This is a genomic window from Candidatus Alcyoniella australis, assembly GCA_030765605.1.
Lineage (GTDB): Bacteria > Lernaellota > Lernaellaia > JAVCCG01 > Alcyoniellaceae > Alcyoniella > Alcyoniella australis.
The window spans coordinates 1-26,150 of the sequence record JAVCCG010000066.1 but is presented as its reverse complement, the minus strand read 5'-3'; the positions used below and the strand labels follow the sequence as shown (position 1 = coordinate 26,150).

Here is a 26,150-nt window from a genome sequence, read left to right as displayed (position 1 = left end):
AGCCGGTACACGCGTAGTACCCTAATCATTTCGCGTGTTTCGTGGCGGCTCTAAGCCGCCCTAGAATCCAGGGATCACGGCGCGCGGCCGGGAGGGGGAGCTCAGCGGTGCGCCGCGCGAGATCGCGATGACCAGCGTTGCGCCGGGTCGCACGTCGATTAGGCCCGAGCAAACCAGGCCGCCGGTGTTCGGGTCCACCGCCCGCAGGTAGTGCTCGCCCGCGGCCACGTCCAGCGGTCCGATCACCGCGCCGCGGCCGACCATCCCCTGGTCTTGCAGGTCGATGAAGATCGATAGCGGTCGCTGCTCGTTCGAGCGCACCTGGACGTAACCGACCATATCGTTGGGCAGCTCGTGGGTCGGAGTTCGTGTCCCAATGTGGGTCGGCGGTTTGTTGTAGATCGTAAACTGCCCGGGCTCGGCCACGGCGCGAGCGGTGAAGCCCGGCTTGATCTCCAGCGGGCCTTCCCACCAGACCTCGAGTTCGGTGAAGTCGGTAATGCGCAGGCTGTGCCCGCCGGACTCAATGCCGTCGATAATAATTTCGTGGGACGTGACGTCCATTTTGGCGCGCAAGCGGCCGTCGATGTAGATGTGCGCACCTCCCTCCTGGGAATGCACGATCAGCGTGGCGGTCAGATCGGAGGCTGTTCTGGCGATGGCGGGTGCGGCCAGGGCCGCGCAGATCGCCAGGGCCAACAGCAGGCGCGTAGCGGTTTTCATTGGTTGACCTCCGTTTGTTGCCTTGCCGACAATTCTATAATATTCGCCATAGAGACGGATTGCCACAAAGCAGCCGGGAGGTTCGATTGCCGTTGACGCAGAGCCACAAGCAATTTCTCACGCCCAAAGGCGAGATCGACGCGCGCCTGGCCGCCCTGCGAACGGCCCTCGAGCGCCAGGGGATCGCCGCGGCCTGGATCGAGCACAAGAGCGACCTGCTGTACTACTGCGGCTCGCTGCAGGACGGCGTGCTGCTGGTGCCCGCGTCCGGACCAACGGTGTTCTACGTGCGCGCCAGCCGCGAGCGCGCGGCCTTTGAGGCGTCGGTGGAGGTCCAACCGTTCCCGGGATTTCGCGCGCTGGCCGCTGAGCTGACGCAGCTGTGTACCCAGGGTGCGGCGGGCCTGACGCTGGACGTGATTCCCGCATCGACCTATCTGCGGCTGGCCAAGGCTCTGGACACGGTCGAGATCAAGGACCTGGCCCCGACCATTCGCCTACAACGCGCAACCAAATCGCAGTGGGAGATCGAGCAACTGCGCGGGGCCGCGCAACAGGCGATGGGCGCGCTACGCTACATCCCCACGCAGCTTAAGCCCGGCATCAGCGAACTCGAGCTATCGGCGCTGATCGAGGCCCAGCTGCGACGGCTGGGGCACGGCGGCGTGCTGCGGCTGCGACGCATGGGCCAGGAGCTGGCGCTGATCATGGCGGTCTCCGGCGCGTCGGCGAGTTACCCGACCAACTTCGACGGCCCGGTGGGCGGCGAGGCGCCTTACCCTTCGGTGGCCGCGGGCGCGGGACGCAACACGATCGTCGCCGACAGCAGCTTTATGAGCGACATGGTGACGATGTACAACGGCTACCACTCGGACAACGCGCGCACGTTCTTTCTCGGTGCCGATCCGCCTCCGCAGCTGCGCGCGGCCCACGATTTTTGCGTCGAGGCGCTGCAACGTCTGGAGTCCGCGGCGCGTCCGGGTCGTACTTGCGCCGATGTCTTCTGCGAGGTCGACGCCTGGGCCAAGCAGGTCGGCGAGCCGCCGGGCTTCATGGGATTCGGCGAGAATCGGGTCAAATTCTTCGGTCACGGCGTGGGTCTGGAACTCGACGAGCTGCCGGTGATCGCCGACCGCGTGGAACTCGAGCTGCAAGCGGGAATGATTATCGCGGTGGAGCCCAAGGCCTTTTTACCGCAGATCGGACCGGCCGGGTTGGAGAATACCTACTTGGTGACGGACCAGGGATTGGTCAGCCTCTGCGACCATCCGCACGGCCTGATTTTAGTCACGGACTATCTGTAGACTTTGCCGTCCCTGGTCAGCGAGGTCAGCAGGAACACCTCGCAGGCGCCGTTACCCCCATCTTCCCGCGTGCGGCTGGAGTTCCAGTAGATCGGGCCGCCGTCGTATTCGCCGCTGATGTCGACCAGATAACCCTCGAGCAGCACAATGTCGCCCTCATCGAGCCGCGAGATCGCGCGCCGCAGGTTGGAGCTGCCCGGGATCATGTGATTGTTGGCCGAGTGTCGGGACACGTATTGCAGGTCGCGGGGGCTGTTGCGGGGCAGGCGGAAGGAGTACCAGCGCATCTCCTGTTTGAACTCGATGTCGTCGATCGGCTGCGTGGCAAGCTCGCCCCACAGCAGCAACAGGTCGTAGCGCGCCAGTCGCGCCGGCCACTCTCCGCCGTAGCGTTTACGACCGCCGATGCGCGCGGCCACGGCGTAGTAGGCGAACGGCGTAAGGATCGCCCGGCCCTTTTTCAGTTCGATTTCGATCGGCTCGATAATGCTGACGGCCACCTGCAACGGCTCATCGCCCAACACCACCAGCGGCGTAACCACCGCGCGAAAGCCGCGGGGCCCGGTGATAAAGCGGTAGCCCGCGAACATCGCGATTATCGCGGCAACGATCAGCAGGGAGTTGACGTGTTTGCGCATGACGCTGCACAGCATAGCTAAAAGCGCTTGGACGCGCACAACTCGACCTGGATTGTATCTGAGGATTAACTACGCTTGTTGCGACGCGGAAAGGGACGTTGTTTAACGACCATCGTACTGCGCGAGTTTTGAGGACGTCTCAAAGGCGCCCCGTGTTGTTCGGTGGCGTAGCGTGTAATAGGCTCTGTGCAATCTATGTCCTTTGACGGTCCCGCCGGACTCGGGCGCGCGCTGGCCGCGCGTCGCGGGATGACAGCCCTGGCAATTTATCTGCTGCGGCTGGCGCTGCTGTGCTTCTGCGTAAGCGAGATCGGCTTTAACGCGCTATCGGCCCGCCTCGACCTGGGGCTGATCGATCCGCTGTTCGACATTCTCGGCCAATTCGACCTGTATCGCGCGGCGTTCTACGGCACGCTGCCGGCGTTTCTGTTGTTGCTGCTGTTGCCGCGCAACGGCCCAGCGGACCTGCGTGGGACGCATTGGGGCGCGCTGTGCCCGGCGCTGGGGATCGTGGCCGGAGCGCTGCCCGCGGTGGCGATCTCAATCGCCCGGCCCGACGTCCCGCCCAGCCCCTGGCTGGCCGTGCCCTGCGCCCTCATCGGACTCAACGTCTGGGTGCTGTGTCGGGTGCACTGGGCCGGACGTCTGAGCGAGGGCGGACGCAAGCTGCTGCTGCGCCTGGCGGTCATGGCGGATGTGTTGCTGCCGCTGCCGCTGTGGTCGGCGTCGTCAGCGAGGCGTCCGCTGCTCTTCGCCTGGCTGCGGCCGATCCCGGCGCTGATCGTGTGCTCCAGCGTACTTGTGCCGCTGCTGCTGCTGCCGCGGCCGGTGACGGACTTTCCGCGCATCGACCCGGCCCTGAGCCAGCTACAGGCCGGCAGCTATTACAAACTCGAGCTCGACAGTCGCGATGGTGCGCTTTTACTGGCGCGGGATGACATACACCATCTGGTGCGGGTCGATCCACTACGCCCCGACGACGTACGGGACATCGGCCCGATCCGCGGCGGGATCCAAGGCTTGGCCCTGGACCAGGATGTCGGCCGGGTGCTGCTGATCACGCTCGCTGTTGGCCGCTCGCTGGTGCTCGATGCGGTCTCGCTGAAAACCATCAGCGAGCGCTCCACCAGCCGCGAGTTTGCCGACCAGACGTTGATCCAAACTTTCTGGGAAGCGCGGCGGCAAATTCTGTTCACCCTCTCGAACAACGCCATTGTGCTGTTCTGCCCGGACGGCGTAACAGTGCGGGCGCGCTTCAACATGGGTCAGGCCACGGACGCGCTGATCGATCCGCAACGCGACGAGATCCACGTCAACTCGCACTGGCTGCCCGAGAAGCTGCTGGCTCTGGATCCGCGCACGCTGGAGGTCAAGCGCTCGGTGCATTTACCGCGTTTCGGCGAGCGCATGGCCCTGGATCGCGAAGGTGACAGGCTGTTCGTCACCCATCCGATCGCAGGCTCGGTGAGCGTGGTCGACCTGACCGATTACCGTCTGGTGCATGAGCTGCGCGCGTTTCCCGGAGTTCGCGCCGTGGGCGTTGATCCGCAGCGTCGGCTGCTGCTGCTCGGCGGGTTCTCGCCGATCATCGAGCTGCGTTCACTGGATGATTTCTCGTTGGTCGCGCGCCTGGCTGCGCCGCCGTGGATGCGCTTCATCAAGGTCGACTCGGGCGCGGGCCGGGCCTACGTCACCACCAACGGCAAGGGGGTCTGGCAGCTCGACCTGGAGCGCGCGCTGAGTTCGCACTGCTCAGCGCTGCAACGGATCGATCCGTTCTACCTGGTGGCCGGACCGGCCAACCGTCTGATGCAGATCTTGCTGGACTGGCACAGCGGCGAGGAGGCGCCCACGGGCATCTACGGGCCGCCTGAGATTTTCATCGATGACTGTCCTGGCGATCTTTGGACCGCTCAAGTAGATTAATTTGCAGCCTCGGGCGTTGGGCGCGCGGGGGTAAAAATCAGCAGCCGGGGACAAGCAATGCAGAAGATCGTGTGGTGGCTGACGGCCCTGACGCTGGTCGTCGCCGCGTTGGCGCTGTGCGTGGCGTGTAGCTCGGGCGACGACGACGATGATGACGACGACTCAATAAACGATGACGACGATGACGATCAACAGTTGCTGATCGACGAGTTTGTGCGCTTCGAGGTCCAGGGCAGCGACTCGCTGCACGGCGATTACTCGGGCCTGGTCGAGGTGCGTGCCGCCGCCGAGGGGCCGAACTTCGCGCGCAGTGTGGCTTACGACGAGTTGACCTTCGACGACCCGTGGCTCGACGTGGAATACGAGGTGCACAGCGCCTGGTCAGGCGGGATCGATCTGTACAGCGGCGAGATCGCCCTAGAGCTCGAGGTCGCGGACTTCATGGCCGGCTACGACGGGCTGGAGCGCAACGAGCTCGACGGCGAGCCGATCGTGATCAACGGTCAGGCCGAGAAGCTTGACGCCGAATCGTTCCGCGTCGAGTACCGATCCGCGGATGACGCCGCGCGCGAGTTCAGCGCCGAGGAGAGCTGGACTCTGGTCGGCCCCTCGGAGAGTGAGCCGCTGTACGAGGACAACGACTATTTCGTCTCAAGCCACGAGCCGATGCCCGAGTTCCTGCACAACCTGATCTGGGCGATGATCACCGGCTACCACTCCCTGGAGTTCTACGAGGGTTACCGCGACCGTCCCGAGTTCCAGCTCGGCGTGCATTACTTCTCGCGCTTCCGTTCGGACTTCGACTGGTACCGCGAACACCCCGCCGCGCTACGCCTGCGCAACCGCTGGATCGACGAGATCAGCATGGCCGAGGAGATGATCCGCGCCCGCTCCTACTCGCCGACCCTGGCGCGCAAGGCGCAGTACTTCGACGCGGAGATGCAGTCCGTGTTCCTCAATCCCCAAGGCATGGTCAGCCGCGCGCTGATCGGCTCGGACCCGCTGCAGATCCAGGAGTCGTACGACGGCCTGCTGTGGACCGGCTGCTATTTGGCGAGCCAGGCCTACCGCTATTTGGAGACCGCGGACCCCGAGGCGCTGGCCAACTGGCTGCGCGCCCTGGAATCGTTGTTCCTGTGCCAGGACGTAGTGCAGGATCCCACGACCTTCGCGCGCACCGTGCGCTATCACGACGGCGAGCCCCCCGAGGGCTGGCACCAGGCCGATCCGCCCTACGAGCAATACGATTGGCGCTCGCCGGGCAACAACGACATGATCCAGGGATTGTTCTACGGCTACACCATCTCCTGGCTGCTTTTGCCCAACGAGCCGGAATATGACGCGTTGCGTCAGGGGATCGCCCAGCGCGCGGCGCTGATCGCCGATCACAACGGGGTCGCCCTCGACGGCCAGGTCAATGAGCTTCGCGCCTGTCTACTGGCCTACATGACCACCGGCGAGCAGCGCTTCTTTGAGCGCTACGAACAACTGGCCGTGGGCTACCTGGATACGTGGCACAGCATCGGTAACGGGATGATATACGCCTGGGGCATCTCCGATTGGTCCGGGCAGCATTTGAACACCGTGGGCTCGCTGACCTATTGGTTCCTGGTGCAGGCGGCGGACCCGGCGCGGATCGAGCTGCTGCAAGAGGGCTGGATCAACGGGATGCGCGGCTCGGGCCCCACGCGCCAGGCGCTCTGGCCCATCGCCTCCTACGCCTTTGCCGACCCGCCGACCGACCTGGACTGGGTGCTCGAGGAGTCGCTGTGGTCGTTGCGTGAGTTCCCCTATCCCAAGCAGAACTTCGAGATCGACCTGCGCGTCGATCCCGATTGGTGCGCCTCGCCCCTGCCCTGCCTGCCCTGGAAGTTCGACTGGATGAACGGCGGAAGGCACCAGGGGCTGTACTCGGTGCCGTTTTTCCAGCGCGACGTGAGCACCAACTACTTCGTCAGCGGGGCGTTCAGCTTCGAGGCGACCGCGTCGGACTGGAGCGACGGCGGCGGCGCGGACTATCTGCACGCCTACTGGCTGGCGCGCTTCTTCAACATCATCGGGCCCGAAGAATGATCCGCGGCGTTGCCGCCCCGCCTGCGCGATGCTCTATGTAGTCCGTGCTGCACTGAACCTGGCCGCGCTGATCGGCGTTTTGCTCTGGGCGCTCAAACGGCTCTACGGGCCGGACAACGACCATCCGTTCCACGCGATGGTGTCGCTGGTCGGCCAGCTCGACGTGCTGCACACGCTGTTCTGGGCACTGCTCCCTGTTCTGGCGGCCTTGCTGCTGACGCCGCGCCAGCAGCGTCGAGCCGCTAGGGTCGCGGCCACGGCGGTTGCCGGGAGCGCGGCCGCGATTTGCGGGGCGCTGGTGCTTTGCGCGCCGCTGTGGACCAGGGACTCGATTACTTGGCGCTCTCCTGCGGCGGCTGGTTTCGTAGCACTCAACGTTTTTAGCCTGGTGCGCTTGGCCCTGCGCCGGCCCCAGGAGCGCGGCCAACGGCTGATCGGCCGTCTGGTTTTGTTGGTCGATCTCTGCGCACCGGCCGCTTGTTGGGCCTGCCGGGCGCCGCGGGGCAAAGTGGTGGGGAACATCGCCAGGCTGTTGCCTGCGGCCGCTGTAGTGCTGACCGCCTACCTGCCGTGGCTGCTCGCGCCATTGCCGATCGACACGATGCTTCGTGAGTCCGACAGCCTAAGGCAGCTACTGCCCGGGCCGTTCTACCAGGCGCTGGTCTTACCCTGGAGCGGGGAGCTGGTGTTGACCGACATGGGCAGCCGAGCGCTGCTGCTGGTCGATCCTGACGCGCCCGAACAGCACCGGCGGGTCCAACTCGATGACAGTGCCGCATTTCAGGCGGTGGCCTTGGACGAGGGCTCGCGCCGGCTGCTGTGCCTGGACGTGGACACGAACCGTAGCGTGGTGCTCGACGCGGCGACCCTCGAACAGCTCGAGTCGCGGCCGATCCGGCCGCCGCAAAACGCCTTGAGCCAGTGCCGCACCAGCTGGTTTGCCGAGCGCGGTCTGCTCTACGCCTATTGCGCCACCGGCCTGTACGCGTTCTGCGCCGATGGACTGACCCTCAGCGGACGTTACCCCGGGCTGCCCGGAGATCTGCTGCTCTCCTCAACGGGCGACACGCTGCTGCTCGCTGCCTGGGACCAGCCATTGATGGCCCTCGACCCAAAGACCCTCGAGCCGTTACGACACGCTGCAGTGCCGGCGAGGGTCGAACGACTGGCCCTGGATGCCCAGCGCGGACGGCTGCTGCTGTCGGCGCCGATGCTCTCCGAGGTACTGGTCTTTGACGAGCAGACCCTCGCGCCGCTGCCGAGCATCAGCGCGTTTCCCGGCGTGCGTGTGATTGCGCCGATCCCGCAGCAGGGGCTGTTGCTGCTGGCCGGACTCTCGCCGCTGTTGGAGCTGCGCAACCTTGACCATGGCGATCGCCTGGAAGGACGGCTGCGCGCCCCACCCTGGATCCGCTGGATCGCCGTGGACTCGCAGCGCCGCAGGGCCTACCTGGTTTCCTGCAGTCACGGGCTGTGGCTGCTAGACCTCGATCGCGCGACCCCCGGCCCGGTCCGGAGGCGGTTGCAACGGCTCGACCCGTTCTATCCCCTGGCGAACGTTTTGGTCAGGAAAGCGCAGCGTCTAGCCGGCTGGCAGGCGCACTCGTTCGACCAGCCGCCCCAGTTTCCCGAGTCCACTGCGGATGTCAGCTGCGACGGGCCAGCCTGGACAGAATCGTCGAGCACGGATTACTGAGCGGCCGCCCGCTGTGGCATCATAGAAGCTGACTCGAAATTCAAGGGAGCGACCCATGCGAGACGCTAAGCTGCGCTGGATCTGGATATGCTTACTCTTAGCGCTATGCGCGCTGTTGGCCTTGGCCGCGGCCTGCGAGTCGGACGACGACGATGACGACGACGGCGAGCCGGAGGGCGACGACGATGCCGGGGACGACGACGACGCACCAGGCGATGAGGTCGAGGTGCTGGTCAACGGCGACGAGCTGTTGATCCGCAACCGTTACGTGGCCGTGCTCTACCATCTGGATCGCGGCGTGTACGACGTGCTCGACGCCGCGAACTTCCCGCTGCTGTTCAACGTGCGCGCCGTGGCCCAATCCCATGTGCTGCTGCCGGCGCAGATTTGGCGCAGCTCCGATGGCTACAGCGCGACCTGGGAGTCGGCGGACGCGCAAAACGCATTGGGCCAGGGGATGACGATCAACGTTGCCCTCGCCAGCCTGTTCGGCGGCCCGGGCCTGAAGCAGAGCTTCACATTGCTCGACGGCAAGAGCTGCGTGCTGATGCAGTTCGAGCTGATCAACGACACGGCCGAGCTGCTCAATCTCGGCGCGCTCTATCCGCTCTACAACGATCCGGTGGACTCGGCGCTGAACCTCGGGGCGCAGGGCGACCTGCGCGTGCTGACCAACGGATTTCTCAATGCCATCGACTTTGCCGAGCCGCTGCTTCCCGGCACCGCGGGCTCGCTCTCGAACTGGAGCGCGCTGTTTTACAACCAGGTCAGCGGCGTCAGTCTGTCGCTGGGATTCCTGACCTTTGAGCACGCCCTGCCGGTGATCTACAACGAGCCGTTGCATGGAAACGATCTGGGAATCGCCCTGCGCGCCGACTGCGAATACGATCCGCCCACGCCGCTCTACCCTGGAGGCTCGCGGATCTCCGAGACGCTGATTTTTGACTTGGGCCAGAGTACGCCGCAGCTGGCGCTGGAGACCTACGCCGAGCGGCTCAAGGCCTGGCTGGGGATCCAGACCTGGCTCGAACGCCATCCGGAGATCGGCGTGCCCGTGGGCTGGAACTCCTGGTCGGGCAGCTCGTCCACGGGCGGCTACGGCACGGACATCAACGAGCAGATCATCGTCGAGAACATGGACTTCGCCGACCGCGAGCTGCGGCGCTGGGGCATGAACTACTTCCAGATCGACGACGGCTGGCAGACGGCCAAGGGCGACTGGCTGGTCAACGCCGCGCGCTTCCCCGACCACGGCGATCAGAACGGCATCGAGTGGTTGATGCAACGCGCCAAGGATCTGGGTTTTCATACCGGGCTGTGGGTCGAGGCGTTTCACGCATCCACGCATTCGCAGGTCTACAACGAGCATCCCGAGTGGATCACCAAGCCGCTGTACGGCGTGGTCACGGGCGACGGCCCGACGCTGGATCTGTCCAATCCCGAGGTGATCGAGTATCTGACCGCGCTCACCACGCGCCTGCGCGACTGGGGCATCGAGTGGTTCAAGCTCGACTTCGCCTACTGGACGATGTTCACGCAGGATTGGTACGACCCGTCGCTGACGCGCATCGAGTACTACCGTCGCGGCGTGCAGGCTCTGCGCCAGGGCCTGGGCGAGGACGTGTTTCTGCTCAACGTGGCGATCCTCGGCCCCAACTTCGGCCTGATCGACTCGATGCGGATGACCCTGGACACCATGCCCGCCTGGGAAGGCGAGAGCGAAGACCCCTACGGGCCGCTGGCGATTACCGAGAACCAGGGGCTAAAGCCGCAGTACCGTGAGGCCGCGCGGCGCTACTATTTCAACGGCCGAGTCTGGGTCAACCATCCGGACCTGATCTTTTTCCGCTCCCACTCCGAACCGCGGATTCCGCCGCTGACCCTCGACGAGGCGCGGACCTTTGCCACGGCCGTGGCCTTGCAAGGCGGCCTGGTCAAGATCGGCGACCGGCTGGTCGACCTCTCGGGCGAAGCCGTGGACTCCCTGCGCCGGATCATTCCGCCCACGGGCGTGGGCGGCAGGCCGCTGGATCTGTTCACCCGCGAGTTCCCCGAGGTCTGGGCCCTCGAGGTCGCGGATTTCGACGAGCCGTACTTTGTGCTCGGCCTGCTCAACTGGGGGCTCAATCGCGACCTGACTCAGGTGGACTATCCGATGATCGTTGACCGCGATCGCCTGCTGGGCGCGGACTTCGCGCAGGCCGGACTCGATCCGCAGCAGACATATCTGGCCTTCGAGTTCTGGACCCAGAGTTTTATGGGCGAACAGCAGGGCGAGCTGTGGATCACTGTGCCCGCGCACTCGCCGCGAGCGGTGGCCCTGCGGCCCAAGCTCGGGCGGCCGCAGCTGTTGGGCACCAACCGCCACGTGCTCGGCGGCGTGGGCGTGATCGACTCGCTGGAATGGGACGCGGATCAGCTGACCCTGAGCGGCGCGCAGCAGGGCTCGATCGGCACGGCCCATGCGCCGTTCGCGCACCAGATCTCGATCTACATTCCCCAGGGCTACTCAAGCGCAGCGGCGCAGGTCGAGGCGCCCACGGGCTACGCCATCGACAACCAGCAGTGGAACGTCGCCGGCCGGGTCGGCACCCTGAACTTCGAGGTGGTCCAGGTTGACAAGGCGCCGGGCAACGGCGAGCCGGACTGGTTCCCGACAATCCAGTGGCAGATCGAATTCACCGACAGCTTGGAGCTGTAGCAAGGCACGCGAGCGGACCATGCTCGTTGCCCAACGGCGCTCGCCGCGACGTATCAGGCCGGGCTACTCGTAGATCGGCGGGTTGATCGGAACCGCGTCGGGCAGGCCCAACAGTTCGCCGAGGCTGAAGCCGACGAACGGCTGTTGCGGTACCGGGATGCCGCCGGCCGCCACCCAGAAATGCAGGTCCGCGGGCGCGAAGACCATCTGGTAGATCGCGCCGTTGGTGGCAATGCTGCCGTTGTTGTCGAACTCGTCGGCCGGGCTTTCCAGCCCTGTGTAGGGGTCGACCCGGTCGCGCATGATTCCGACCATCGCCTCGGCGTCGAGTGTGCCGTAGAGGCTGTCCGCACCCGCGGGATCGAGCAACTGCTCGAGCCGGTCGAAGCGCAAGCGGCTGGATACGCCCACCGGGTCCGCGTCCAGATCACGGGTCTCGGGCGCCTCGAAATGGTTGGTGGCCCAGACCACTCCGTCTTCAAGCTCACGAATCCCCACGGCCTGAGCCGTCATCTCAAACACCGCGCCGCGCTTGGCAACGCCGTCGGCCACGGTGATCACCGTGACGCACATGTGGTCGGTGGACTGCACGATCGAGACCGCCTCGTCCATTGAGTGCGCGTTGCTTAGCAGGTGCCCCACCAGCTGCACGTGGCTGCGGCCGACGAAGTCGTGCTGGCTGTTGTCCAGCGGGTCGGCCTCGTTGGAGGCGATGGAGAGCCCCTCGGCGTTGATCCCCGAGTAGGGGCTGAGGTTGCCCGGGAAGCCGATGAATGCGTGCGGGATGCCGTCGGTGGGCTGGCGCACGAAGATTACCGGGTAGTCGAGCATGAAGTCGATCTTGTCCCAGTCCAGGCTGCGCGCGTGGTACAGCGAGCCGTCGGCCGTGGCCGGCCCGGTGGCGATCGCCTGGCTGCAGCCGGGCTGCAACAGATCCTTGTCAAACGGCAAATAGAAATCGCCGAGGAACTCGACCAGCGCGTCGCCGAAGTTCAGCAGCAGGCACAGGTCCATGGACCAGCCCACGTCCCCGGCCGCATCGCTCAGGCCGCGGCATTCCTCCAAGACCTCGGGGTAGCTGTTCTCATAGGCCAGGTCGACCAGGCCCAGCGTGCGCAGCACGTCCAGCGCTAGGTCCATCGGGATCAGGCTGTTGAGCCAGTCGTAGCCCGCGGCCAGCTCCTCGTGCAGCAGTTGGCCGTGCTGATAGCCCATCTCGTAGGGCGTGCCGCCGAGCCAGACGATGGAGAAGCGCTCGTACTGCTCGCGATGCGGCGGCACCGGCTCCCAGTCCTCGTCGTCGTCATCGTCGTCATCGTCGTCAACCGCGTCGTCGTCGGCCTGATCGTCGTCGTCATCGTCGTCATCCTGGTCGCAGCCCAAGGCAAACAGCAGCGAGCAGCACAGCAGCAGGATCGTCAACAGGGCGAGTAGGTAGCGCATCATTTTCCTTCTCCCTTGGCTTTGGCGCATCACTTTATCCGAAGAAGGGAATACTGGCTATAATCCACTATCCACCCGTCAATGGGAGTGCAGGTCGAGGTGCAAGGGCTGATTAGACTCTCTCGCAATCCAGGGCTACGCGCGCTGCTGTTCTATTTGTTGCGCGCGCTGATCCCGCTGCTGCTGATGGTCGGCTTTCTGCGCGACCGCCTGACGCGGATGATGGTGCAATCGATGTTCGGCACCAGCCTGAATCTGCTGGGCCAGCTCGACATCTATTGCTCGCTGTTCTACGTCGCACTGCCTGTGTTCGCGCTGCTGGTGCTGACCCCGTCGCGCGGGTCGAGCAATTCCAGGGCCGGGATTTCGTTCACCGCGGCGCTGATAATCTCCGTGGCCGCCACGTGGCTGCTGGCCGCGGCACCGTTTCGCACCCGGCCCGAGATCCCGCACGGCGGCTGGCCATTGGTCGCGGCGTTCTACGTGGGAGCCAACCTGTTCTTTCTGATCGGCTGCCGCGCCTCGGCGCGGATCTGCGACATGCTGTACTCGGCCGCGCGTCGGGCGGTGCTTATCGCCGACCTGCTGCTGCCGATGCTCGTTTGGTCGGCCTACCGTCGTCAGGGACCGTGGTACCTAAGTCCCGCGCGACTGCTGCCCGCGGGGCTGCTGTGCATTGTTCCGTTGCTGCCTTGGCTGGCCACGCCGCTGGATGTGATAACCGACCGGCCGCAGGCCGATCCGCAGTTGCGGCAAATTTGGCAGCAGGGCTGCTACCAAGTGCTGTGCGACCCGGCGGACGGCTCGCTGATCCTGGCCCAGGACGGCGATGGACGAATCGTGCGTCTCGATCCCGCACGGCCCGAGCGTTGGGTGGAGCACGAGGTCGAGCCCACAGCGCGCCAGGTGCAGGCCGTGGCGCTGGACAGCGTAGCGCGCAAACTGATCTACGTTGCCCCGTCAGCCAAGCGTTCGTTCGTGCTCAACGCGGACACCCTGCGCCTTGAACGCGTGATCGAGCTCGACCAACGCTTCGAGCGGATGAACCTCTGCCGCACCTGGTGGGACGGACAACGGCGGATCCTGGCGGCGAGCTGCACCCAGGGCAGCGTGCTGGTCTGCGCGGACGGCGCCACGCTGATCGCGGCCCAGGGGGTCTACGGCAGCCACAGCGACCTGCTGCTCGACCCGCAACGCGACGTGATCCACGTGGTCAACATCTTCCCCGAGCAGTTGATGATGCTTGATGCGCAGACCTTCGAGGTGCTGCGAACTATGCCGCTGCCGGCAAGTCCCAACCGCATCGCCATCGCCACGGATTCACGGCGACTGTTCATCAGCCACCCGTTGTCGGGCTTGGTGCTGGTGGTCGATGCCGACAGTTACCAGGAGCTGGACCGGGTGAGGACCTTCCCCGGCGTGCGCGTGATGGCTGTGGACGCTGCGCGCGGATACTTGATCCTCGCCGGGCTCTCGCCGCTGATCGAGGTCCGCACCCTCGACGGCCTGGAGCTGATCGACCGCCTGTGGGCACCGCCCTGGGCGCGCTGGATCGATCTGGACCCGACCGGCGATCGGGCTTTTATCTCCACGGCAAACCACGGCGTGTGGGAGCTCGACCTGGGTGCAGACCGCTCGCAGCGTAAGCACGACCTGTTCTTCGATTTGCTCAACCTGGTCAGCGGCCTAGCGCAGAACAGGCTGCTAGGGTTGCCCCGCGACCAAGGGGAGCTCGAGCAGCCTGAGACGCTGCTGCTGCACACGGGCCCGTGTCCGGAAGCCGCATGGCTTGATCCGGCCGACACCGCGCCGGGGAGCGGCCGATGATCGACGACTGGCGCGTGCGGCGCTCGTGGCGTAGTGCGGCGTGCCTGGCCGCCCTGGCGCTGATCCTGCTGCTGGCCTGCCTGGCCTCGATTGCCGAGTTGTTCGAGCACCGCGAGCCCGTCAAGCCGCAGCAGTGGGAGAATGTGACCTCGTGGCTCGCCGGGCCGGCCTTCGTGCGTCCCGGCTGGCTGTTCAAGTCCGCGGACTACGTGTCGCACGAACCCTCGACCGCAGTGGCGCGATTTCCTGTGCGCAAGGCGGAGTGCGCCTTTCGCGTGTTCATCGTCGGCGGCTCGTTCGCCATGGGCTTCCCCTACGTCTATCCCTCGGACGCCCGACGCACCATCGGCGGCATCGACAGCTGGGCGCGCGAGCAGCTCGCGGCGCGCTACCCCTCGGCGCAAATCGAGCTGATCAACGCTGCAACCTGCGGCGGCAATTCGCACAAGGTGCTGCAGGTCGTGGAGGAACTGCTCGAGTATCAGCCGGACCTGATCGTGGTGATCAGCGGCAATAACGAGGGAACCGTGCTCCCCGACGGCCCGCAGCCGCCGCCCCTGTGCTGGGCAATGGGACGCGGACTGGACGCGGCCCTGGGGCGATCCCCTGTGGCCGAACAACCGCTGCAGGACCTCCACTGGTGGTTCGAGCGCAACTTGGAGCAGGTCGCCGACCTGGCTCAGGAGCGCAACGTCAAGCTGGCCCTAGCCACGCTGCCGGTGAACCTGCGTTACAATAAACCCACCGATCGCTATCGCTTGCCGGCGGGGTCGCAGCCCTCGGACCTGGCGCGGGCGCTGTATGCGCGTGGACGGTTCGCCGAGGCGGCCGAGCTGCTCGCCCCGCATCCCGGGGGCGAGTCGCTGTACCTGATCGGACGCTGCCACGAATCGATGGGGCGTTATTCCGCGGCGCGCGAAGCCTATGCCGAGGCGGTCGAATACCAGCGCTTCAACCGCATCTCGCCGACTCAGAATCGCATCGTCCGCGCCGTGGCCCAGCGGCACGGGCTGATGCTGATCGATATGGAGCGGGCGATCAACGAGCGGGCGCCGCACGGCATCCCCGGGGACGAGCTGTTCGACTGGTCCTGCCACTTGCACTGGTATGGCTATTGCGACCTGGGCCTGCTGCTCGTCGACCAGATCGTTGCCGCGGGCCTGGTGCGCCCTGCGCCAAGCGAGCCGCTGCCCGGGCCGAGCCGCGAGGAACTGCGACAGCGCGTGGGACTCGACGATCAGTATCTGGCGCGCTTCAACCTGCCGCGATAGCCGTTATCCATCGCCCCGCGCCGAGTCGCGCTTGATTAGGCTTACCTGATATGGGTGCTTGTTCTAATTCGGTTCGATGTCCGTGTGCTCGAAGCTCAGCACGCCCTGATCCACCAGGCTCTGGTACTGGATCAGCAGCTCGTCGGCCAGGTCCGCGGAGTTGTCCGCGGAGTAGACCAGCAGCATCAGCGGCCAGACCAGGTCCTCGATTCCCCAGCCCGCGGGCCGCACCTTGACGTAGCCGTGGCTCGTGCCGCAGTACAGGTCGTCCACGGTGGTCGGCGGGTTGAACTCCGGGCTGAGCAGCTCGTCGACCACTGATTGGTAGTCGGCGTTGCCCGTGTCGCCGAACTTGAAGGCGTAGGCCGCGATCAGCCGCCGCCAGAGGTTGCGCCGTCCCTGGGACGCGTCGCGCAACAGCTCGCCGGGGAAGATGAACTCCCAGTGCGCCCGCGGCTGGTCGGACATCAGCAGCGCGCCTAAGTACTGGTTGAGCGCGGTCAGCCCGCTGTGCGCCGGCTCGAACAGCTCGGAGGCCAGCTCGACCGTGCCGATCAGCGCCCCCAGGTCGAGCAGCGCGCCCATCAGCTCGTCGCCCGCCTGCCAATGGATCAGCTCGCGGCCCGAGACCTGTTCGAGCCAGTCCGCGGCCATCATCCCCATGAACGAGAGGTTGGGCGGATTGGCGCACGAGCCCTCGAACAGCACGTAGAGGTTGTACAGCGGCCCGTGATCCGGGTTGAAGCGCGGCCCGCGCAGGTAGTCGACGATGCGCTCCATGTGGATCACCACGTCGCACAGCAGCTGCTCCTCGTCGGCGTCCAGCGCGTCGAGGCCTTGGAACACCGTGTAGAGGGTGTAGTAGCCGGTGAGCACTCCGTAGTACTGGTCGCGCGAGACGTTCTTGCGCTCGCGGCCGGTCCGCTGGTCGGCCACGCTGTTGTTGTGATGAAAGTGGATGCCCTGCTCGTCGAGGGTGAGGGTCATCAGGTTCGGCTCATCGCTGTAGTAGAGATTTTTCATCTTCGGCCCGCGCTGCAAGCGGCCGTCGCGCGGACCCACGTCCAGCGGATCCGGGCCGTCGATGGTCAGCTCGTCGTAGTACAGCAGCGCATCGACCATCTGGCGCAGCCGCCGCAACGTACGCCGATGGCGCGTGGCGCCGTACTCCGCGGCCAGGGCCGAGAGCAGGTTGCCGGTGAACAGCGGGCTGTCCTCGTCCACGAACGAGGGCTCCCAGGCCCAATATTCGTCGACATAGTGGCCGCCCCCGCCCCAGTCGGGGTTGCGCCACATGCCGTACTTGGCGCTCATCAGCCGCTGCTCGTCGCTCAGTCCGGCGTCGTTCCACACCTCGGGGCGCACGCGCCACTCGTCCATCTGGGTCTCGATATTGCTACGGCCGATCTCGCTGTCGATGAAGTCCTCGCGCCCGGTGCCCTCGAGCAGATGCAGGTATTGCGAGTCGTTGTTGAACGCGCCGAGGATCTCGGTCCAGTGGTAGAACTTCCAGTAGCGCTCGATCACCGCCGGGTTGAGCTCGATCTGCAGCGAACCGTTGTGATCAATCGGCGGCGATGGCAACAGGTCGGGAACCGCGTAATCCGTTGCGCGTTGCAGCCGATCAAGCATGCTTAGCACCAGCAGCAGGGCGATGCGCGTTTCGCCGCGCTGGGTCGCACTCAGAGATTGATCGCGCTCCAACGCGGCCTGGGACAGGGCCAGCCCCTTGCGCAGCTGCGGCGTGCGGCCGCACACCAGCGCCTGCAATGCTCGATGGCGATCAAGGGCCGCAACGTGCGGGTCGTTGATCAGTTCGCGGGAGCGCGCGATCAGCCCATTGATCTTGTACGCGGCGTCGGCGGTGAAGCGATTGCGCGGCAGGCCCGGAGCGTCGGCGCGCTTTTCGTCGGGCAAGGCCCAGTCCTCGTCGCGGTAGAACAGACAGCGGTCGTGCAGCGGCTCGATTGCGCCGTCGTCATCCTCACCGCCCACATCATCGTCGCCCGCGTCGTCGTCCCCCGGCGGGTCGTAGCCGTGGTAATCGTTTTTATCCGCTTCGCAGGCAGCCAGCAGCAGCATCGCGGCCAGGACCACGGCTAACAACGCCGCCACGAGATGCAGGCGTCGGCTCATCGTTGTGGATCTACTCCGGTGCGATACGGTGCGCCAGCAGCGCCGCGCCGAAGCCGTTATCGATGTTGACCACGCCCACGCCGCCGGCGCAGGAGTTGAGCATGCCCAGCAGCGCGGCCACGCCGCCGAAACTCGCGCCGTAGCCCACCGAGGTCGGTACGGCCACCACCGGTCGGTTGACCAGCCCGGCCACCACCGAGGGCAGGGCGCCTTCCATGCCCGCAACCACGATCAACGCCCGGGCCTGTCGCAGGCTGTCGATCACATGCAGCAGGCGGTGGATTCCGGCCACGCCCACATCAAAAATTCGCTCTACGCGGTGTCCCAAATGTTCGAGCACCGCCGCCGCCTCCTCGGCCACCGACTGGTCCGACGTGCCTGCGGAGACTACAGCGATCAGCGGCAGCTTGGCAGCGCCGGGATACGGCGTGCGCAGGGTGCGCGACAGCGGGTCGTAGCGCGTAACGTCGAACTCGCCGCAAAGCTGGTCGCCCCAATCCTGATCGAGGCGCGAGACCAGCACCTTGCCGTGGGCCTCAAGGGAGCTGCTGATCAGCTTGCGCAGCTGATCGAAGGTCTTGCCCGGTGCGAAGATCACCTCGGCCACACCGGTGCGCTGTTCGCGTTGCACGTCGAGCCGGGCGAATCCCAGCTCCTCGTAGCCGCTGAGCTGTTCCAGCGCCTGCTGCTGATCGATACGTCCCTCGACCAGCCCCTCGATCAGTCGTTTGATATCGTCGCGGTTCAATCGACGCCCCTTTCCTTGGATCAATCCGGCCCCTGATAACGCATCATATTATAAACAAGCCGCCTGGCGAACCGTATAGATTTGAGGACAGCTCGGCTTTCACTTTACAATAACAATGCCGTACGACGATGGTCGAGGAGCATAAATTAAAATGCGAGGTGGACGCTGATGGTAAATCCGGCGCAACGATTTGGTCTCGGGCTGTTGCTGATCGTCGCCCTGGTGTTGATCGCGGCCCTGTGCCTGGGCGCCTGCGAGGGCTCGGACGACGACGATGACGACGAGGTTGCCGACGATGATCTGGGCGACGACGACACGGGCGATGACGATCAGCCGTTTGAGGTCGGATTCGCGCGGGTCGAGTTGCCTGTCGAGCATTCGGTAATGATGGGCGGCTACGGCACCTACTTTCTCAGCGACTACTTTTGCCGCTGGTCCAGCGGGACGCACGATCCGCTCTACGCCACGGCTGCGGCCTTTGCGCCTAGCGACGCCGAGCCGATAATCGTGATCCACATCGACGCGGTGGGCGTAATCATCACCGAGGTCGAGCGCATTCAACAGCAGATCAGCGAGGCGCTGGCCATCGCTCCGGAGCGGATCGTCGTCTGTTCGAGCCACTCCCACGGCGCACCGGACACTGTGGGCATCTGGGGCGTAATGCTGCCGCCCAAGACCGGACGCGACGATGACTACATCGAGGCGCTGGTCGCCGGAGCGGTGCAGGCGGGTCTTGACGCCTATCAGGCGCGCACTCCGGCCACCCTCGAGTTTGCCGCGGGTACCGAGTCCGATCTGCATTACAACCCGCAGACCACGGTCGACGATGCGGCGATCACCGATGACAACACCTCGCTGATGGTGGCGCGCGACGCGGCGGGCGAGCTGATCGGTACGCTGTTTAATTGGGGCTGCCACCCGATGGTGATGGGTCCGCAGAACAGCGAGATCACCGCCGACTACCCCGGGGCCTACTACCGGCTGATGGACGCTGAAATCGGCGGGATCAACATGTACGTCAACAGCTCGCTGGGGGCCACGGTCCACCCGCAGAATCCCGAGTACGGCTTTGAGATCGACGGCAACCAATGGGGCACCTGGGAGGACGTGGACAACTTCGGCCGCGTGCTGGCCGACGATGCCCAACTGCTGCTGCTGCAGGCCCAGACCCTCACCGACTACCGCGTGCACCTGGTGCACAAGGAGATCTACGGCAAGCTCGAGAATCCGCTGTTCGCCATGGCCGGCGAGCTCGACCTGATCCCGCGCGACATGCCGCCACTGGGCGAATACGGCGCGACCACCATGACCGCGTTCTCCATCGGCAACGTACGCTTCGGCACGGTGCCCGGCGAGCTGGTGCCCGACCTGGGCCTGGAGTGCCGCGCGCTGATGGGCGGCGACCACCAGTTCCTGATCACCTTGGGCATGGACTGGCTGGGCTACATCATGACCGAGGAGCAGTACCGCAAACTGACCTACATCTACTTCTCGATCCTCTCGGTGGGACCGGAAATGGGCCCGAAGGTAATCGAGGAATACACCGAGATCTTCAACGCCTGGCCGGAGTAAGAGCGACCGAGCCCGTAGCGGAATTTTTCCTTGACATCGGGCTGTATTAAATTACAATTCGTCTTAGGCCAAGTTTTGTGCTCGATATTTGATTCGCGAGTTTTGACTGTTTATCTCTATGGGGTCGGAGTACGGGGAAAGTTTCAATCGGGCAATAATTTAATATCGCGTTGCCGTAATTTCACCGGAACTCCATACTTTAGGTGAGATGAGAATATCAGATAAAATATTCATCAGGTTAGCGGTCGCTGTCTTGGCTCTCGCGCTGCTCGCCGTGGTGCCGGCGTTTTTCATCTCCCACCCATCCAACGCGACGGTCTTTAAATATTACATTATCGTCTCGGTGATGATCGTTCTAGCCGCGAGCTGGCTTTGCGAGCGCAAGGGGTGGAAGACCTGCCAGAAAGTGGTGACCGTCGCGCTGTTGCTGATGTTGGCGACCACGTTTCTCTATCAATACAAGGGAAGGCTCAAGGATCTGGCGCTGGATCACAAAGTTCAGTCCTGGAACGCCTTTCACTACGTGCTGGGCACCAAGTACTTCGACGAGTTGGGCTACTTCGACCTTTACAACGCCGTGATTTTGGCGGACACGGAGCTTGAAAAACCAATCTTCACCAAGCGCAACGTGCCCAAAGTCCGCGATATGTACACCTACGGCTTCATCTCCCGCAGCACCGCATTGACCAGGGCCAGGGCAGAGGGAGTACGGCGGCGCTTCAGCGACGAACGCTGGCAGCTTTTCAAGGAGGACATCCAGGCCATTCAAACGCAGCGCTCGCCCCGGCGTTGGGCCGGTCCGTTGCGTGATCGCGGCTTCAATCCGTCTCCGGCCTGGCTGATCATCCACCGCCCGCTGCTCAACGCGGTGGATATTCGCAACCCCACGACCCTGCAACTGCTGTGCAGCGTTGAACTGCTGCTGTACGTGCTGACGATATTGATCGCCTGGTGGGCCTTTGGCCTGCGCGCCACACTGGTCGGCGCACTGTGGATCTGCCTCTACCATGGCAACGACCGTCTGCTGGTGGGGAACTATTTTCATTACGACTGGCTGGTGCTCACGGTCGCTGCCGTGGCCCTTTATCACAAGGGACACCCGATAGCCGCCGCGCCGATCCTGGCCTATGCCGCGATGATGCGCGGGTTTCCGGGCCTGCTGGCCCTGCATCCGGCCCTGTGTTGGCTGCGCGACGTGGTGCGGCTGAAGATGCCCGCGCGCCGCTATACAGTGTTTCTCACGGCCCTGGGGCTGAGCTGCATCTTGATGATCGCCCTGGGAAGCACTACCGCTCGTGGGCCAGGGGCGTGGATGGAGTGGAAACAGAAGATCGAGATCCACAGCGCGAACCACATCAAGTCCGCCAACCGTGTCGGCATAGGCCGCCTGTCAGTGTTCGACTACAGCAAGGGCCGCGCGTACGTATCCTCAAAAAAGCGTGCCGAGCTTATTCAGCGCAACAAGACGGCCTATCACGCGGGCGCGGCGTTGCTGCTTGCGCTGACCGCCCTGGCCATGCTGCGCCGCGACGATCACACCGGGATGCTGCTGGGTTTTGCCGCGATCTTCGCAATGCTGATTTTGTCCCGATATTACGTGAGTGTCTGGGCGCTGCTGTTCACACTCCCGGCCCTGGACCGCCGACGAAGAGGCAACCTGATTGTCTCGCTATACATGTTTCTGCTGCCGGCAATCTACTACGCCCAACTGATCTACAAGTCCGACATGCGCCAGTGGTATACCTACTATACATTCAACGTCGGCATGCTCGTGCTGTTCCTGGGCCTGATCTTGTACTTCCTCCTACAAGATCTCACCTGGCTGCGAACGAGAAACCGCCAGAAAAAGCAGTGATTGCTTCGGGTAGAGTTATGGATGAGTTATGGGGAAGCAATCATTAATTATCATCTAAGACGCTGTTATATAAGATCAAAATTGGATCGGCCGTCAACGGTCATTTAAAATACGTGTCCCTATAACTCCTTGTGTCCGGCCCGGTTTCGGGGATTGGCGAGCAGGGAGGAAAGGCCTGTCTGCGCCGCTATGCTGATTGGGCGGCACGCCCAGTGGATCGAATCATGCACGGCCCAAAAAGGATCGGTGCGAATGGGTGTCTGCAAGGCACGCGAATAACACTTTCTGTAAACCGAACGGTTAATACGTTTTTAAGAGGTAGCGTAGCACTTCGAAGCTTTAGCGAAGTAGTGCGGTTATGGGTGTCCCCGGAACTCCCCCTCAACCGAGGCAACCTTCTTCGGTTTTACCTACCGGCCTTTTCAATGAGCCGTGAGACTAATTTTTCCGCGCTTTCATAGGCACTAGGGCGAGTTATTCGGATGTAGACCGGAACGCACATCGACGCCGTTGTTGAGAGGTTCTCTGCCTGTATTCGGAATTCCAAAGCACCACATACCTCATTCACGTCTTCGTCAATACAGAACTCTCCTTCAAATTTTTCATCTACATCCTCATGGCGCCATTGTTCGCACTCAAGACGGAAAGAAGACCTCGAATTTGTGTCCCGTTCTGTCTTGTAATAGAAGGCGTTCCGATCATGCAGAGGTTGACGCAATGCGGAACGTAGTTGATATAGCGGCCGAATAGCTTTTATCCCATTGGCTCTAGTCATTCTCCAAATGCCACGAGGCGCACACGGTGGCAGCGGCAGTTCCAAATTGTTCTGCTCTCTCGCGACTTCTTCGTCGTCCCCGTTATTGCTCCTGGCAGAAGGCATGATCGAAAACTTCTTGCCCTTTGCCAGTATCGTAACAAGGGAGTCTCTTGCGGGTCGGGTACCGGTGTTGCGCGCTGAAAAACAGAAAACTGGAGGCTTCGATTGTCGCCTAAGGGCTTCGTGATGATGCCGTAGTATATCTTCACATTGGCTAAGCCACTCCGGGTAAACTTGTTCATGGTAATTGGCTATATCGGCATCTGTTAACGGCGAATACAACCTCTTCTTCAGGCCATGAATCGGAGTCTCGAGCGAGCTGAAGTCCGTTTCGGGGGGAAAGAATTTCTCTATTCGTTGCATCAACTCCTGAACCTGTTCTTCAATCAAAGGCGTATGACTCACGAGCCCATAATCGAGCTTCTCGATTTTTTCACCATCGGCGTTCAAGCAGTTTATCTGAAATTGCGGCTCAGAATTTTTCAGCCGGGTTAGCTCGCTTTCGAGTTTTATAATCCTTTTTTCATCTTTTGATTTTTCTGGCGGTAAAAGCCAGTTATCGGGGATCATAGCGGTTGCAAGGCCGAGGGACTGGGCCATAACCAGAGGAATTGTATCGTGTGTCAATAGGCAAACTTCATCATCAGGATTTTCTGCTGCGAACTTATGAACCGTTCCGATCAGTTGGTGGTCACGCTCATTATAGTCTAGGCGATCTTCAAGGTCGGTGCTAGGTGCGCATTCTGCCTTGATGAGCAGCTTCACGCAGGGGTCGCTTTCCTTTACGAGGTAGGGCTGTTCTCCTCTCGTAATTTGCCGCAACAGACTCGATGTAGACCTAGCACGGCTTCCTGGGCGGTCGTTGCCTCTGAGTTTCAGTTGGTCGATCTCACGCAGAACCGGACTTGAAATGATCAAGTTCACTTCATTGAAGGCCGACCACGGGGACCAATCTAGTTGCTTCAGTGGTAGGCACTGGAGAAAGAGATTTGTGTCGGCAAAAAGGAAGACTACTGTTGCACTCATCGTCCGTGCCTGACTTGTTCAGCTAAGCTGCCCAATTTCGGGGCGAGTTATGGGGACACGATACTTAATTGACGGTTGACGACCGACATCTTTTAACCCTTATAGAGCAGTTACTTATAAGATAATTAAGTTTCGTGTCACTGGATCTCCGCATCTTTTTCATCTGTTTGGTCCAAGAACGAAGCGGGCGCGCTCTGTGCGCAACATTTCATAGGGGCTAATACACTTTACATTCAAACCAATGCAGGCGTTAGGTATCTTAATCTTTTTAATAGATGGAGCAGCTACTTCATGGGTTACAACCGTATGTCCGTGAGCAAGTGCGAAGGCCACCAGATAATAGTCTGCTACCTGAAAAAAGGTATTCACCGCTGCGGGATCGTAATCCTGTCCCACCGCCCAATTGCTTGCCTCGCCCAGCGCAGACAACATGGCTGAGTCTGGTTTCAGAAAAAACCCTGTGCCTCGTTGCGCCGCCCATGTCGCAAGCTCATCATTACCGGCGTGGATTTCGTCGCCGACTTTCTCGATGCTAAAAACCTTGTTTTTCGTATTGTTTTCAATAAGCCAATCCCAAAACGCCGGGCAAAAATCAAACCCATAATGGAGATTCTTCGCCTGGATGAACACGTTCGCGTCAAGAATATAGGCCATCAAGCAACCCCTAATTGATGACCAAGCTCATGAAATGTCGCCAGCTGACGAAAGCCCAGTAAACGAAACGCATCGCGATGCAGCGTCTGGCCTTCCAAAGTGCTAATAACAATGGCCCGTGCAAAGCGTTTGCTTACCCGGGCAGGTAAAGATAAATAGAAATCGCCCCCTTTGCCTTTAGAGGCTGCAATTGCACGAAGCCTTTCCAACTCATCGTCGTAGATATTCCAATATTCATCTCGGGACAGCTTGGCCGCATCATGGAGCCTTCTGAGAATCACAAGCGTGCTGACTTTAAACCGACGCGCTAGGCGGTCCATTTCCATACGCAGGTCGTTCTTGCTTTTATAAGCCTGTAGAAGATCGGCAATTGGAACCAGCAGCTCGGCAGCCACCTTATTGCACCAGGCCTCCACAGCACGGGAAGGCATCGTTGTCGGAGTGACATCGGACAGTGCGGATTCCCCAAGCCAGATATGAGCCAGCTCGTGGGCAAGGGTGAACATCTGCGCCGCCTTGGTGTCCTTTCCGTTGATAAAAACTAAAGGAGCCAAGGGGTCGGAAAGCGCAAATCCGCGAAATTCCTGCGGATCAAGCGGGCGACGTGTATTGCTGCCCACAATTCCACTCACCATGACCATGATGCCGAAAGAGTCTGCCTGTCCGATGAAATGGCGCAAGGCATCGGTCCAAGTGGACATATTACGGCGCTGCTCCACGCTGAAGCCAAGCGACTGTCGGATATTCTCTGCAACCTGTATTACGTCGGATTTTACGGTGTCGGAACCAACAAAGGGCAGCGGTACGTTTCCCATTGTTCGCGCGAAATCGCGATACCACTCTTGACGTTGCTGGCATATATAGATGGTATCCAGGAGGTCGGGGCTCGGATGCCCGATATACTGATTCCCGACAGTACGAAGGTCAGGGATGGGAACGGATTCTTTCGGAGGTTCTTGTAGAAAAAAATATCCAAAGGGTGCATGGGTCGCCTTTGCGAAGACCTCAAGCTGCTTAAGGGTCGGGCGCGCCTCTCCGCTTATCCAGTCCGGGAGCTTGCGAAAAGACCCCTTTTGCGACAACGAATCAACATCCAGCCCGGCACGTTTACAGGCCCAAATGAGCAACTCTGGTGGAACTTGAACGCGAATCATAATGCCCTCATGTGCCTTTGGCCTCTACCTCCATTATAACAGCTTTAATGTCGGCCCAGCTTAAGTAATCCCCCTTACTTCTCGATGGGGTATTTCTTGAACGCCAGGTAGCCCAGCAAGAGCAGCACACCGGCAACGGGTCCGGCGAGCAGGATGCCCCAGGGGTTTTCAAACGTATCGCCGCCGTATTTAAGCAGCAGCGGCGCGATGATCGTGGCCAGTCCGGCTGCGAACTTGGTCAGCAGTCCTTCCATGCCGTTGTACATCGCCTCGCGGCGGTAGCCGGTTAGTTCGGCGTCGAGGTCCACGATATCGGCGAAGATCGCGCGCGGCAGTACGAACACTGTGGCGATGGGAATCACCGCCATGGTGAAAATCGTCAGGGTGTGCAGCAGCACGATCACGCCGAACGAAAGCTCGGCCCCGCCAAGGAGCATGACCACCCAGTTGATCGCCCAGCCGAAGATCGGGAAGTGCTTCATGGTCACCAGCAGCGGCAGGCAGAGCGCGAATATGCCGTTGCCGATCAGGAACACCTTTTTCTTGCCGACCCGGGCCGACCATTTGTAGACCAGCACGAACGCGG

The 26,150-nt window shown here is 62.5% G+C and carries 18 protein-coding genes; 9 read left to right on the top strand and 9 right to left on the bottom strand.

What is annotated here, in order from left to right; translation table 11 throughout:
• Positions 1 to 60: 60 nt before the first annotated feature.
• Positions 61 to 723, bottom strand: coding sequence for a hypothetical protein (locus P9M14_07465; protein ID MDP8255568.1), 663 nt, complete (start codon positions 721 to 723; stop codon positions 61 to 63).
• 86 nt (positions 724 to 809) lie between these two features.
• On the opposite strand from P9M14_07465, the gene P9M14_07460 reads away from it, so the two are divergent.
• Positions 810 to 2,027, top strand: a complete 1,218-nt coding sequence (locus tag P9M14_07460; protein MDP8255567.1) for a Xaa-Pro peptidase family protein — start codon at positions 810 to 812, stop codon at positions 2,025 to 2,027.
• Here the strand turns inward: P9M14_07460 and P9M14_07455 are convergent.
• Positions 2,018 to 2,665, bottom strand: coding sequence for a hypothetical protein (locus P9M14_07455; protein MDP8255566.1), 648 nt, complete (start codon positions 2,663 to 2,665; stop codon positions 2,018 to 2,020). The genes P9M14_07460 and P9M14_07455 overlap by 10 nt on opposite strands.
• Before the next feature lie 195 nt (positions 2,666 to 2,860).
• Here P9M14_07455 and P9M14_07450 point away from each other — a divergent pair, with 195 nt between their 5' ends.
• From P9M14_07450 to P9M14_07435, 4 genes are read left to right on the top strand one after another with little or no spacing between them, the layout of a single operon-like run.
• Positions 2,861 to 4,591 (top strand): hypothetical protein, encoded by a 1,731-nt coding sequence (locus P9M14_07450; GenBank protein ID MDP8255565.1) that lies wholly within the window; start codon positions 2,861 to 2,863, stop codon positions 4,589 to 4,591.
• Between the two features lie 57 nt (positions 4,592 to 4,648).
• Positions 4,649 to 6,664 (top strand): hypothetical protein, encoded by a 2,016-nt coding sequence (locus tag P9M14_07445; protein MDP8255564.1) that lies wholly within the window; start codon positions 4,649 to 4,651, stop codon positions 6,662 to 6,664.
• A 28-nt stretch (positions 6,665 to 6,692) separates the two neighbouring features.
• A complete protein-coding gene (locus tag P9M14_07440) occupies positions 6,693 to 8,360 on the top strand; it encodes a hypothetical protein (protein ID MDP8255563.1) in 1,668 nt (555 codons plus the stop codon).
• A gap of 55 nt (positions 8,361 to 8,415) precedes the next feature.
• Complete coding sequence (locus P9M14_07435) at positions 8,416 to 11,061, top strand: alpha-galactosidase (protein ID MDP8255562.1); 2,646 nt, start codon at positions 8,416 to 8,418, stop codon at positions 11,059 to 11,061.
• Between the two features lie 63 nt (positions 11,062 to 11,124).
• Here P9M14_07435 and P9M14_07430 read toward each other — a convergent pair whose 3' ends face one another.
• The gene (locus P9M14_07430) at positions 11,125 to 12,507 is read right to left on the bottom strand and encodes a C45 family peptidase (GenBank protein MDP8255561.1); all 1,383 of its coding nucleotides are present in this window, start codon (positions 12,505 to 12,507) and stop codon (positions 11,125 to 11,127) included.
• Between the two features lie 96 nt (positions 12,508 to 12,603).
• Here P9M14_07430 and P9M14_07425 point away from each other — a divergent pair, with 96 nt between their 5' ends.
• Both P9M14_07425 and P9M14_07420 read left to right on the top strand, forming a co-directional pair.
• Complete coding sequence (locus tag P9M14_07425; GenBank protein MDP8255560.1) at positions 12,604 to 14,331, top strand: hypothetical protein; 1,728 nt, start codon at positions 12,604 to 12,606, stop codon at positions 14,329 to 14,331.
• A complete protein-coding gene (locus P9M14_07420) occupies positions 14,328 to 15,602 on the top strand; it encodes a tetratricopeptide repeat protein (GenBank protein ID MDP8255559.1) in 1,275 nt (424 codons plus the stop codon). Before P9M14_07425 ends, P9M14_07420 begins: the two co-directional genes overlap by 4 nt.
• Positions 15,603 to 15,665: 63 nt before the next feature.
• Here the strand turns inward: P9M14_07420 and P9M14_07415 are convergent, their stop codons facing one another.
• The gene (locus P9M14_07415) at positions 15,666 to 17,738 is read right to left on the bottom strand and encodes a hypothetical protein (protein ID MDP8255558.1); all 2,073 of its coding nucleotides are present in this window, start codon (positions 17,736 to 17,738) and stop codon (positions 15,666 to 15,668) included.
• Positions 17,739 to 17,748: 10 nt separating this feature from the next.
• Complete coding sequence (gene larB, locus P9M14_07410; GenBank protein MDP8255557.1) at positions 17,749 to 18,486, bottom strand: nickel pincer cofactor biosynthesis protein LarB; 738 nt, start codon at positions 18,484 to 18,486, stop codon at positions 17,749 to 17,751.
• Between the two features lie 168 nt (positions 18,487 to 18,654).
• On the opposite strand from larB, the gene P9M14_07405 reads away from it, so the two are divergent.
• Both P9M14_07405 and P9M14_07400 read left to right on the top strand, forming a co-directional pair.
• Entirely contained in the window at positions 18,655 to 20,058 is a 1,404-nt protein-coding gene (locus P9M14_07405) for a hypothetical protein (protein MDP8255556.1), read from the top strand.
• A 253-nt stretch (positions 20,059 to 20,311) separates the two neighbouring features.
• Entirely contained in the window at positions 20,312 to 21,913 is a 1,602-nt protein-coding gene (locus P9M14_07400) for a hypothetical protein (GenBank protein MDP8255555.1), read from the top strand.
• A gap of 406 nt (positions 21,914 to 22,319) precedes the next feature.
• Here the strand turns inward: P9M14_07400 and P9M14_07395 are convergent, their stop codons facing one another.
• The 4 genes from P9M14_07395 to P9M14_07380 form a co-directional block, all read right to left on the bottom strand.
• Positions 22,320 to 23,756, bottom strand: a complete 1,437-nt coding sequence (locus tag P9M14_07395; GenBank protein MDP8255554.1) for a PIN domain-containing protein — start codon at positions 23,754 to 23,756, stop codon at positions 22,320 to 22,322.
• Positions 23,757 to 23,915: 159 nt separating this feature from the next.
• Positions 23,916 to 24,410 (bottom strand): DUF4411 family protein, encoded by a 495-nt coding sequence (locus P9M14_07390; protein MDP8255553.1) that lies wholly within the window; start codon positions 24,408 to 24,410, stop codon positions 23,916 to 23,918.
• Positions 24,410 to 25,564 (bottom strand): ImmA/IrrE family metallo-endopeptidase, encoded by a 1,155-nt coding sequence (locus P9M14_07385; protein MDP8255552.1) that lies wholly within the window; start codon positions 25,562 to 25,564, stop codon positions 24,410 to 24,412. Before P9M14_07385 ends, P9M14_07390 begins: the two co-directional genes overlap by 1 nt.
• A 74-nt stretch (positions 25,565 to 25,638) precedes the next feature.
• On the bottom strand, positions 25,639 to 26,150 hold a 512-nt coding region (locus P9M14_07380), incomplete at its 5' end, for an MFS transporter (protein ID MDP8255551.1).

What these genes read in the sequence shown, in the direction of transcription:
- P9M14_07465 (MDP8255568.1), bottom strand. Translation starts at nt 723, where the DNA reads ATGAAAACCGCTACGCGCCTGCTGTTGGCCCTGGCGATCTGCGCGGCC.
- P9M14_07455 (MDP8255566.1), bottom strand. Translation starts at nt 2,665, where the DNA reads ATGCGCAAACACGTCAACTCCCTGCTGATCGTTGCCGCGATAATCGCG.
- P9M14_07450 (MDP8255565.1), top strand. Translation starts at nt 2,861, where the DNA reads ATGTCCTTTGACGGTCCCGCCGGACTCGGGCGCGCGCTGGCCGCGCGT.
- P9M14_07445 (MDP8255564.1), top strand. Translation starts at nt 4,649, where the DNA reads ATGCAGAAGATCGTGTGGTGGCTGACGGCCCTGACGCTGGTCGTCGCC.
- P9M14_07440 (MDP8255563.1), top strand. Translation starts at nt 6,693, where the DNA reads ATGCTCTATGTAGTCCGTGCTGCACTGAACCTGGCCGCGCTGATCGGC.
- P9M14_07435 (MDP8255562.1), top strand. Translation starts at nt 8,416, where the DNA reads ATGCGAGACGCTAAGCTGCGCTGGATCTGGATATGCTTACTCTTAGCG.
- P9M14_07430 (MDP8255561.1), bottom strand. Translation starts at nt 12,507, where the DNA reads ATGATGCGCTACCTACTCGCCCTGTTGACGATCCTGCTGCTGTGCTGC.
- P9M14_07420 (MDP8255559.1), top strand. Translation starts at nt 14,328, where the DNA reads ATGATCGACGACTGGCGCGTGCGGCGCTCGTGGCGTAGTGCGGCGTGC.
- P9M14_07415 (MDP8255558.1), bottom strand. Translation starts at nt 17,738, where the DNA reads ATGAGCCGACGCCTGCATCTCGTGGCGGCGTTGTTAGCCGTGGTCCTG.
- P9M14_07405 (MDP8255556.1), top strand. Translation starts at nt 18,655, where the DNA reads ATGGTAAATCCGGCGCAACGATTTGGTCTCGGGCTGTTGCTGATCGTC.
- P9M14_07395 (MDP8255554.1), bottom strand. Translation starts at nt 23,756, where the DNA reads ATGAGTGCAACAGTAGTCTTCCTTTTTGCCGACACAAATCTCTTTCTC.
- P9M14_07390 (MDP8255553.1), bottom strand. Translation starts at nt 24,410, where the DNA reads ATGGCCTATATTCTTGACGCGAACGTGTTCATCCAGGCGAAGAATCTC.
- P9M14_07385 (MDP8255552.1), bottom strand. Translation starts at nt 25,564, where the DNA reads ATGATTCGCGTTCAAGTTCCACCAGAGTTGCTCATTTGGGCCTGTAAA.